General features: G+C 56.5%; 11 protein-coding genes. 3 read left to right on the top strand and 8 right to left on the bottom strand.

Annotated elements, in window-relative coordinates; translation table 11 throughout:
* On the top strand, positions 1-277 hold a 277-nt coding region (locus CVT63_07820; GenBank protein PKQ27483.1), incomplete at its 5' end, for an IS630 family transposase.
* Between the two features lie 84 nt (positions 278-361).
* Positions 362-1,615, top strand: coding sequence for a hypothetical protein (locus tag CVT63_07815; protein PKQ27482.1), 1,254 nt, complete (start codon positions 362-364; stop codon positions 1,613-1,615).
* A 99-nt stretch (positions 1,616-1,714) separates the two neighbouring features.
* Here the strand turns inward: CVT63_07815 and CVT63_07810 are convergent, their stop codons facing one another.
* The 6 genes from CVT63_07810 to CVT63_07785 form a co-directional block, all read right to left on the bottom strand.
* Positions 1,715-2,131, bottom strand: coding sequence for a hypothetical protein (locus tag CVT63_07810; protein PKQ27481.1), 417 nt, complete (start codon positions 2,129-2,131; stop codon positions 1,715-1,717).
* On the bottom strand, positions 2,128-2,340 hold the full coding sequence (locus CVT63_07805) for a DUF2191 domain-containing protein (GenBank protein ID PKQ27480.1): 213 nt from the start codon (positions 2,338-2,340) through the stop codon (positions 2,128-2,130). The genes CVT63_07810 and CVT63_07805 overlap by 4 nt, the downstream gene beginning before the upstream one ends.
* A 310-nt stretch (positions 2,341-2,650) precedes the next feature.
* Positions 2,651-2,992, bottom strand: coding sequence for a hypothetical protein (locus tag CVT63_07800; GenBank protein PKQ27479.1), 342 nt, complete (start codon positions 2,990-2,992; stop codon positions 2,651-2,653).
* Positions 2,979-3,278 carry a nucleotidyltransferase gene (locus tag CVT63_07795; protein PKQ27484.1) on the bottom strand — a complete coding sequence of 100 codons (300 nt, stop codon included), beginning with the start codon at positions 3,276-3,278 and terminating at the stop codon, positions 2,979-2,981. The genes CVT63_07800 and CVT63_07795 overlap by 14 nt, the downstream gene beginning before the upstream one ends.
* Positions 3,279-3,846: 568 nt before the next feature.
* A complete protein-coding gene (locus CVT63_07790) occupies positions 3,847-4,452 on the bottom strand; it encodes a transcriptional regulator (protein ID PKQ27478.1) in 606 nt (201 codons plus the stop codon).
* Between the two features lie 92 nt (positions 4,453-4,544).
* Positions 4,545-5,714 carry a hypothetical protein gene (locus CVT63_07785; protein ID PKQ27477.1) on the bottom strand — a complete coding sequence of 390 codons (1,170 nt, stop codon included), beginning with the start codon at positions 5,712-5,714 and terminating at the stop codon, positions 4,545-4,547.
* A gap of 358 nt (positions 5,715-6,072) precedes the next feature.
* On the opposite strand from CVT63_07785, the gene CVT63_07780 reads away from it, so the two are divergent.
* Positions 6,073-6,351, top strand: coding sequence for a hypothetical protein (locus tag CVT63_07780; GenBank protein PKQ27476.1), 279 nt, complete (start codon positions 6,073-6,075; stop codon positions 6,349-6,351).
* A gap of 106 nt (positions 6,352-6,457) precedes the next feature.
* On the opposite strand, the gene ade is transcribed toward CVT63_07780, so the two are convergent.
* Together ade and CVT63_07770 are read right to left on the bottom strand one after the other, a co-directional pair.
* Entirely contained in the window at positions 6,458-8,158 is a 1,701-nt protein-coding gene (ade, locus tag CVT63_07775; GenBank protein PKQ27475.1) for an adenine deaminase, read from the bottom strand.
* Positions 8,159-8,261: 103 nt separating this feature from the next.
* Positions 8,262-9,269: hypothetical protein (locus CVT63_07770; GenBank protein PKQ27474.1), on the bottom strand; the 1,008-nt coding region annotated here is incomplete at its 5' end.

Below are 9,269 nucleotides of genomic sequence, written 5' to 3'. Positions count from 1 at the left end.
CAAGCTCACGGAGAAGCAGAAGCGCGCCCTCGAGAAGATTCTCTTAAAGGGACCGATTGCCGCAGGCTATCACACCGACTTGTGGACGACGGCCAGAATCGCTGAGGTCATCGAGCGCAAGTTCGGTGTCCGTTATCACCGTGACCACATCGGCAGGCTTCTGGGCCAGATGGGCTGGCGCCACCAGAAGCCCGAGCGCCGCGCCTTGCAGCGCGACGAGGACAGAATAGCCGACTGGGTCGTAAACGACTGGCCCAGGGTAAAAAAAACGCTATAGAACATCCTTCCTGAATTTTCAAGAGGATTTGCCCGTTGTAAAATTACCACGTTATGGTATAATTTGTGCCAGGCAACGAGAATAGTGGAGGATTTTCACATGGCTGACAAGCAAGCGGATGAAGATTACCGGCCGAGAGAAGTTGCCCGAACCGTGGCGGCCGCACTCGAGTCGATGCCCGTGGTTGGAATTACCGGGATGAGGCAGGCGGGCAAGACCACCATGCTGTTAAACGAGCCGTCCCTCCTGGGACGCGAATACATCAACCTCGACGATATCGCCACTCTCAAGGCCATGACCGACAACCCCAAATCCGTGATAAGCAGGCACGAGAAGGTGACGGTCGATGAGGCCCAGAGGCACGGGGAGCTGTTTTTGGCGATAAAGACTGTTGTCGATGCCGACAGAAAGCCCGGGCAGTTTCTGCTTTCCGGCTCATCCTCGTTTGACCTCCGGAAAGGAATCAAGGAGAGCCTCGCCGGGAGGGCGATCTACTTCAAGATGAGCCCGATGACCGCCAGGGAGATAACCGGGGCAACCGACGAGCCCCCTTTCCTCCTCAGTCTCTTCGAGGGGATTCCCGCGCATGAGAAACGCGGCGGGCGCAAGACGGTGAGCGACAATAACGTCATCAGGGGCGGTCTCCCCCGCATCGCGCTGGGAATGGAGAAAGACCCGTCCCTGTGGTTCGAGGGCTTCGAGACCACTTACCTGGAGAGGGATGTCAGCAATTTCGCGAGGATAGCCAACGTCTTCGGCTTCAGAGACCTGATGCATCTGGCCGCCCTCAGAACGGCGCAAATCCTCAACATCAGCGGCCTGGCGCGTGACGTCGGCCTGCCGGTGAACACTGCTTACAGGTACCTGGGGTTCCTCGAGGAGTCGTTTGTCATAAGGAGGATCCCCGCCTTTCGAAAGAGCATGGCGAAGAGGATAGTCAAGGCGCCGAAGATTGTCTCCACGGACTCCGGACTCGCATGCCACCTGTGCGGCTACCGCGACCTCAAAGCCGGCGCCATGAGGGGCCAGATGTACGAGACATACGTGGCGCAGAACCTGCTCGGGATAACCGAGGCTCACCTGAGGGACGCGAGGCTCTACTACTGGAGGACGGAGGGCGGGCACGAGGTGGACTTCGTGCTCGAGAGCGGCGAAGAGACAATCGCGATAGAGGTCAAAGCCGGCGCCAAATGGAGCAAGAGCGACCTGTCAGGCCTTCGCGCGTTCGCAGAAGCGTTCCCCGGCTGCAGGGCAGGGATCCTCGCTTACAACGGAACCGAGATGTTTAAGCTTGAAGACAATCTCTGGGCAGTGCCAATAAGGCTATTGCTCTCCTGACCGTTCCCTGAAACATAGTCGAATCTCTCATCCGGCCAGTTTCAGTTGACGCTTCACGGGCGTTTTCCCACTGTTTCCAGTATCCCGCCTCGCGCGCCCTCACTCGGGAAGAAAAGTGTACTCGTCCAAATCAAGCACTCTGGCAATATTTGCGTAATCGCTGTCGCAGTGAAAAAGTCTCAATCCGTACACAACGGCGACACTGGCTATCATCTGGTCGGCCAGCTTGACATTGAAGCCTTTCTTCACCAGTTTTCGGCCGTGAGCGTAAGTGGCAGACCAGACTTCGTCATTCATAGACTTCAGGGAAAGCATGGAAAACAGTTCTTTGAACAACCGGTCTTCGGATTTGGTTTTCACTCCGCGCACGACTTCCACGATGACCGGTTGAGTGACGCAGGCGGAGTCGCTTTCAATCAGCCTTCTCACTTCATCCCCGATTTCGGATTCTCCAGGTTTCTTCTTCGAGAATTCAATCCACGCCGTCGAGTCAATTAGCACGAAGTCCACATTCACAGCCTGTTCCGCCTCATTTCTTCAAGTTCTTCCTGCGTCAAATCTATGAAGCCCGTTCCCTGAAGAGAAGACGCCAACTTCTCCAACCTGGCTTTTCTGGCGACCATTCGAAGAGATTCATTTACGGTAGCCTTTATTGTGTTTGTTCCCGTAACCTTTTTAGCTTCTTCAAGAAGCCTGTCGTCAATATCCACTGTCGTTTTAGACATACATTTCAACCTCCCTTTATATATGCGATATGTTATTTGTATATATCACACGCCCTTTCTTTTGTATCGTCAACCGGGTAAGAATAGATCATAAGTGATCTATTGCAAGTCGGCAGTGTGGACAAAACCAGACAGACTGGACAACACAAACGACTTAGAACTTGAAAAATGTTGAGCGCCGTGAGATGTTCCGTGAGTTCGAATCCCACTCCATCCACCAGACATTCCGTGATTTGAACCCGGCCAGCAACGCTAACTGCTACTCGAGCTTCACGTATTCCGCCTTGCCGTTGCGCACTCGGGCCATCGGCTAGGGCTCCTCCACAATCTCCTGCAACTCGGCGATCAGCGGTGGCAGATCTTGTTGAACGATATCCCAGAGAATGTCCAAATCCACGGCATCGTAGCCGTGAATCAGCCGATTGCGTAAACCGACGATCTGCGCCCATGGAATCCGTTCATGCCTCTCCTGGCCTGCCCGGGAAATGCGGGTGGCGGCTTCGCCGACAATCTCCATCAGACGCGTCAAAGCAAGGCAAAGCATCTCGTCTGTGTTCAATTCTTCACGTGAGCGTCCCTCAATCATGGCAAGCGCCCTTCGGGAGTAATCCAGCATATGTCGCAGTCCTATGTCATCGTCATGCCGCGTCATAGAGCGCCTCCGCCTCTGCAATAATCTTGTCCCGGAAGTATTTACTCAAAAATCCCGGGGTGTTCAAGTCCACCTTTCGCCCGAGAATTTCGACCAACTCCTGCTCCATGCTAAAAAATCGCAACCCCACCCGCGTCCCTGGCTCGAACTCCACCAATACATCCACGTCGCTTTCGGGCGTGAAATCATCACGTAGCACTGATCCGAACAGTGCCAGACGGCGAATGTGGTTGAGTCTGCAGAATTCCGCGATCTTGTCTTTAGGGATGTCTATCTTTGCTCTCATGCTTGTTTGTTTAACCCCACTATTCGAGAGCATTGGTCATAATTTAATAGTTACCATAATTCAGCAAAAGGTTGATGACACCAATTTTATCACAAGTATTCGTTCGTGCTTTCTTGCGATCGACTCTAACCTCCCCTAACGCCCACCAGAAGTCCACCAGAAGTTAAAAGTATCAAAGGGGGCATCAACAATCCCGCAAGGTAGTTGACCGCCTCACGAAGGAAATCAGAGTCGGCTTCCTCCACCTGCTTGCGTAACCAGTCCATCAGGTCCATAGTATTGTTGACCATCGAGCTTCTCCTTTCTCTTGTCTACAACATTCTGTCGAGAGAAGGATGGCACGATGGTCGCTCTATTGCGAGGGGCTACCCGCCGGGCGCGAGCCCGTGGATTTCGCTTCGGGCTACGCCCTCCGCTCCATCCACGGGCAACCCCCCTTGCTTGCTCTACCTTCGTACACCACTACCAGGAACTCTAACCAGCTCGTCAAATGGCCTGTATTCCTCCCGTGCCCTGTTCAGCAGCCGCCTGTGAACGGAGGCTGACATGTTCTTGATGTCGCGTTTCTTCATATCAGTGCTTCCAGGTAGGGTCTCATGACTTTTTCAACCTTGCGGATTTTCGCGTACCTCATTAGTTCCTCGAGGTTGAAACCAGGCTGATTTCGGTACGCCTTGAGCGCTTCAAGCGCTACGTCCAGACCCAGCTTCTTCCTAAATTTAAAACAGTCTGCGACAGTCTTGGCCGGCCCGTAAATATGTACTTCCACGCCATCTATGTCGTGTTTCTCAATGCCTTTCATGAAGGCTTCGTCCGAGAACCAGACGATTCGAACCGGTGGATACTCGATCCGCGGCTTCTCTGTTCCGGGGGAGAGAGCGACATATACCTGATGTGGGATTTCGTCGGTAAGTCTGTGAAAAGCGAGGGCCGAGATGAGGCAGACAACTCCCCTGGGGATGCGGGTCGCAACCGTGACGAGATCTGGATTTGACAGTCCAGGCATCGAAGATAGCCGGTAACGACCGCGACTTACTCTCTCGAGCAGGCCCTCATCACGCATGGCGTATAGAGTACGCGGGTGGATGCCGGCCGCGATGACTTCTTTTGTTGCCATCATCCCACAGTACTGTTTGAAAATTTCTTCAGCCCTCTTGGCGGTTTCTTTATTCATGTTTGCCTCTGAATAAGAACACCACAATACGTATTTTATTTTTAGGTATATTTATCCCCCAATAGCAAACCCTGCACTGTGTGCCGCAAAGGCTAATGGTTCGCCAGGTACTTTACTATCCCGTTGCGCAGGCCCCACGCGACTTTCCAGCGGAAATCGTCCTGCGACAGGAGCGAATCATCGCGCGGGTTTGAGAGGAGCCCTGGCTCGGCTTGCGCCACCGGCGTCTTGGACCAGTTAAATGCGGAGAGGTCGTGGTTCACAACAGCGCCGAGGTCTTCGGCGCCGCACGTCTTTAAGAGTTCGGCCTGTATGAAGAGCGCGGCGGCCTTGCTTTTCTCGTAGAACGACTGGGTCCAATTGTTCCTGTCCGGGTAGAGTGTTTCTACGCCTTGCCGGGACGAGTCTGTCGAAGAGCCGCAATGAATCCGCAGAAAAAGATCCGCCCGCGCGTTGTTCGCGATCTCCGCCCTGTTGACGTTCGACAACTCGACGTCGTTCGACTCCCTCGTCATTACGACTTTCATCCCATCTTTTTCGAGAAGGTTCTTGAGCTTCATGGCGATATCAAGGTTTATCGAATACTCCGGGTTGGACGATGTCACGCCACGAATTTGATCCTCCGGCGAGTTCTTTCGAGTCATGCCGGGATCCGACCACTCGTCCTCGCCGGGTGACAACTGGTTTCCAGCGTCAACGCAGATGCACGTGCCGGAATAAGGTCCGGCGGGGGTCTCCTTTGGCTGCTCGCTCACGTTCTCGCCGGGCGCCAGCCCCTCCTCCGGCCGCGGCCCCTTGCTTACGGTCATCTTCACAGACGCCCCTTTCTTGACCGTGCGCATAGCCCCGGGTTTCTGTGCGAGCACTATCCCGTCTGAGTGACGCTCTGAGTATTTCCACTCATTCACGCATGGAACAAAACCGGCAACTCTGGCAGCATCCATGGCTTCTGTGAGGGTTCTTCCCGCAAGGCCAGGCATGCGCGCTGTTGACGAAGGCCAGACAAGCGCGATCCCGGCAATCAAAACACCCGCGACAACCACAGGGACAAGAGTCTTCAACAAAGGCTTCAATTTCAGGGACAGATTTTCAGCAACAACGATGCCGGAAGGCTTGTGATCGGCAACTTGATCGGAAGGCAGATCAAAGAAGTCGGCGCCGGCGTCACCACTTATCCCGCTATCCTGTGGCGCCCCGTCGTCGGCTGCCTGTCCGGCGTAAGGTTGCTCGCCTTCGTCTTTTTTCTTTCGAAAATGCTTCATAATTTGTAAACGCTCCAGCCCGCTGTCTAACAGTAAGTATTTGGCGAAGTCACGCGGGGCCTCCTTTTCAACACAACAGGCAAGTGATTTTCCTGTTTGTGTTGCCCCTTCTGTGCTAATAATATTAATGCGAGTGCGCTAATTCCTCGAATTGCGCAGAAAGGAGCGAACCATGCCAAAGTGGAAAATGGAAGATCGTCCCGATGTGACGCCCGCCGAAGTGTACGAAATTGGAATGAGGCTGGGGAAAATAACGTTTTCCGACCCGGCGCTGGCGACCAAGTTACGCGCTTCAAACCTGATCATCCAGTTCGAATTTCACGACGATGAGCGCTGAACCCCTGACGTCGTTCCACGGGTGACTATCGACTGCACAAAAGACCCTGTCGAGATCATCACCGGGGACACCGGCCTTATCCCGGAAATCACAATGAACATGCACGCCCTGACCTCGCACCTGTTCTGGATGCAGAAGCTACCCGTGATGTCCGCTATAACCCGCGGCCAGATAAAGGTGAAAGGTCCGCTTCCAAAGGCAATGCGCTTGCTGTCGGTAATCAAACCTATCTACAAAAACTACCGCATCGTACTGGCCGAGATGGAGCGCGATGACCTGCTGGCGTTCCCGCCCGACTGACGCAAAAAACGCATAATGGGGTCAAACCAAAATATGCATTTTTATGGGCGCTCCCTCATTTATCTGTTACAAAACGCATATTTTGGTTTGACCCCATTATGCGTTTTTAGATGAACGGGCTTACAAAGTCGAAAGTTTCGACGTTTACGAGCCCTCTGTCAGTCAGCTTGAGTGATGGGATGACCGGCAGAGCCAGGAAGCTCATTGTCATGAAGGGGTCTTGAAGCCCACACCCGAGGTCTGCGGCCTGCGTGTTGAGGCCCTCCACTTGTGCGGCCACGTCCGCCGCGGGGAGTGGTGACATCAGCCCCGCTAATGGAAGCGCCAGCGAGGCTTTTACATCGCCGCCGGCCACCACGACCTGCCCGCCGCCCATCTCGATGACTTTTTCTACAGCGACCGCCATGTCATCATCACTGCAACCGACCACGACGATGTTGTGCGAGTCGTGCGCTACGCTCGATGCCAGCGCGCCCGACTTGAGTCCAAAGCCGCGCACGAAAGCCACGCCGACGTTGCCGGTGCCCTTGTGACGCTCTACAACCGCGATCTTCAAAATATCGCGCGCCACATCCGGCACGGCTACCCCTCCTTCGAACTGGACATCAGCCACCAGTGACTCCGTCACGATCTGCCCCGGCACGATACCGATGACCCTTGCATTGCCCTTTCCCGACAGCCTCAGGCGATCGAGCCCAAATTCCGCGACGTGGAAACTCGAGCCCGGCGCGGGCGCTTTGCCGATCTCGACATCGAGCGCGCCAGCGGATGCAACCATCTTCCCGTCCTTGAAGACCATCCTGACGTCCAGCGTTTTGAGGTCGTCGAAGACGACCATGTCCGCGCGATATCCCGGCGCAAGAGCGCCCAGCGACGGCAGGCGGAACCTGCGCGCCGTGTTCAGCGTGGCCATCTGAATCGCCGTCATCGCCGGAACCCCGGCGCCTACGGCCAGCTTGAGCAACGAGTCGATGTGGCCTGACGCAAGCAACTCCGCGGGATGACGGTCATCGACACACAGGCAACACCGCCTGCTGTTAGACGCGTTGGCCACCGGCAAAAGGTCGAGGAGATTCTTCGCGCCCGTCCCCTGCCTTAGAAACACGTACATCCCTTTCTGAAGCTTCTCTTCGGCCTCGGCAACCGTGACGCACTCGTGGTCGGAATCGGGGCTCGCGGCGATGTAGGCGGACAGGTTCATGCCAGAGAGTCCGGGCGCATGCCCGTCGATGGGCATCCCTTCGAACAGATCGAGCTTCGCGAGCACGCCGGGGTCACCGGCTATCGTGCCCGGGAAATTCATGAGTTCGCCAAGCCCTATCACGCCAGGCTCGCCCTTGAGCGCCTCCAGATCCCGCGCGTCGAGAACCGCCCCCGACGTCTCCAGCGGGGTCGCCGGCACGCAGGACGGAAGCATCACGAAGACGTTGAGCGGAACCGAGCGCGACGATTCGATCATGTACCTGACGCCGATCGCTCCCATGACGTTCGCGATCTCGTGGCAGTCGGTAACTACCGTGGTCGTGCCGTGTGGAACGACAACGCGGGCGAACTCCGGGACGGTCAGCATAGAACTCTCCAGGTGAATGTGCGCGTCCATCAACCCGGGAGCGAGATACATGCCGCCCAGGTCGATAGTCTCCCTGGCCGCGTAACCGCGGTCGATGCCTGCGATGACGCCGCCTGACACGGCAACCGATGCCGGGTGAACGGCGCCGGAAAGGACGTTTACCAGCATGCAGTTGGTCAACAGCAGATCCACTTTACCCTCGCCTCGCGCGAGCTTTATCATTCGATCACGTTTCATTTCAGCCTCCTTCGAACGCATAATGGGGTCAAACCAAAATATGCATTTTTATGGGCGCTCCCTCATTTATCTGTTACAAAACGCATATTTTGGTTTGACCCCATTATGCGTTCGCGCAAGACGCGCACAGGTTTAGAGATGTCAACGCAGGGGCGGCGTCCTCGAACGGCACGCCAGCGAGCGCTTGCCCCGCCAGGCCGACCACCACATCGGCCGCGCTGGCGATCCTGACCCGCAATATCTTCCCCTCGGCGCCGAGGAAGACCCTGTACTCGATCCCCCCGTGCGGCGACTCACACGCGCCAACGCCACTGCTTTTTCTCATAACTACCGGTGTAGGTCCCCCGGCGCAGGCGCTCGCCGCCTTCTTCGCTTTCTCGATCAGCGCAAGAGACGCATCGACCTCACCGAGCAGCAGCAGCACCCTGTCGAGCGCGGCGCCGCCTTCCCGAACGACGGGCCTGTACCCGAGCTCGTGATAGAAACCGCGGGCCTCTTCTCCTGCCCGAAAGTCCAACTTGCTGCCGCAAGCCCTGAAGGCCGTGGCGGGCGGATGGTCTTCGGGAAGCGCTCCGTGTGCGAGTCGTCCATCGGACAACCTGGCCTTTGACAACCCGAGCTTGCGGGCCCAGAACCGCGTATTGCGGGCCAACCCCGGCGCCATTTCGTCGAGTGAATCAAATGCGCCCGGGCCGCCCCGGATCTCAACGCCACCGGGGACGACCGCGCCGAAAGCGAACGGGTTGGAGAAGAGCCCGTCAAAAGTGGAGCGTATCTGCGCAACGTAGCGTCGCGGCGGGCCGCATGCGAGGTCATCCTCCAGCGCGCGGGCGACATCCGACACGACCTCGAGGTGCGAAGCGATACGCGCCCATTCCAGAATCACCACCCGCAGGGCGGCTTGCTCCTCGAGAACCGTTACGCCCAGAGCATCCTCAACCGCCTCGCAGAAAGCGGCGGCATGGTGGACGCCTGAGCGCGCGCAGATGTGAGAAGCGATGTCGGCTCCCCTGACGGGTGTCACCCCCTTAAATGCCAGCTCAACGTTGCGAGGGCTCGCGACACGACGTACGGCGGCGTCCGTTACGCGCGCGCCCTCGATCTCGCACTC

The sequence above is a fragment of the Candidatus Anoxymicrobium japonicum genome, assembly GCA_002843005.1.
GTDB classification, from domain to species: domain Bacteria; phylum Actinomycetota; class Geothermincolia; order Fen-727; family Anoxymicrobiaceae; genus Anoxymicrobium; species Anoxymicrobium japonicum.
This window is presented reverse-complemented; position numbering and strand designations above follow the sequence as displayed.